Genomic DNA, 749 nt, shown 5'->3' with positions numbered 1-749 from the left:
CTTCCCCTCCTCGACCGCGTCCGCGTTCCCGCGGATCTGCGCCAGCTGCCCGAGAGCGACCTCGCCCAGCTCGCCGCCGAACTGCGCGCCGAGACCATCGACGCCGTCTCGGTCACCGGCGGCCATCTCGGCGCCGGCCTCGGCGTCATCGAGCTCACCGTCGCCCTCCACTACGTCTTCAACACCCCCGACGACCGCATCATCTGGGACGTCGGACACCAGGCCTACCCCCACAAGATCCTCACCGGACGCCGCGACCGCATCCGCACGCTCCGCCAGGGCGGCGGCCTCTCGGGCTTCACCAAGCGCTCCGAGAGCCCCTACGATCCCTTCGGCGCCGCCCATTCCTCCACCTCCATCTCCGCCGGCCTCGGCATGGCGATCGGCCGCGACCTCGCGGACGCCGCCGCGAAGGCGCGCGGCGAGACGCCCCCGCGCCGCAACGTCGTGGCGGTCATCGGCGACGGCTCGATCTCGGCCGGCATGGCCTACGAGGCGATGAACAATGCCGGCGCGCTCAAGAGCCGCCTCATCGTCATCCTCAACGACAACGACATGTCGATCGCGCCCCCCGTCGGCGCCATGTCGTCCTACCTCGCCAGGCTCGTCTCGGGCGACACCTACCGCTCGCTTCGCGACACCGCCAAGCAGTTCGGCCGGCTGCTGCCCAAGGCCCTCTACGACACCGCGGCCCGCGCGGAAGAGTATGCCCGCGGCATGCTGGCCGGCGGCGGCACGATGTTCGAGGA

The 749-nt window shown here is 71.4% G+C and carries 1 protein-coding gene; it reads left to right on the top strand.

Translation table 11 applies throughout. From position 1 onward, the window contains the following. Window positions 1–36 precede the first annotated feature (36 nt). Window positions 37–749 (top strand): 1-deoxy-D-xylulose-5-phosphate synthase N-terminal domain-containing protein (locus QR78_RS31610; RefSeq protein ID WP_048431606.1); only part of this gene is annotated, 713 nt, incomplete at its 3' end.

Source organism: Methylobacterium indicum, from assembly GCF_001043895.1.
GTDB classification, from domain to species: domain Bacteria; phylum Pseudomonadota; class Alphaproteobacteria; order Rhizobiales; family Beijerinckiaceae; genus Methylobacterium; species Methylobacterium indicum.
Note: the sequence above shows the minus strand (reverse complement) of the source record. Positions and strands in the feature narration are given on the sequence as shown.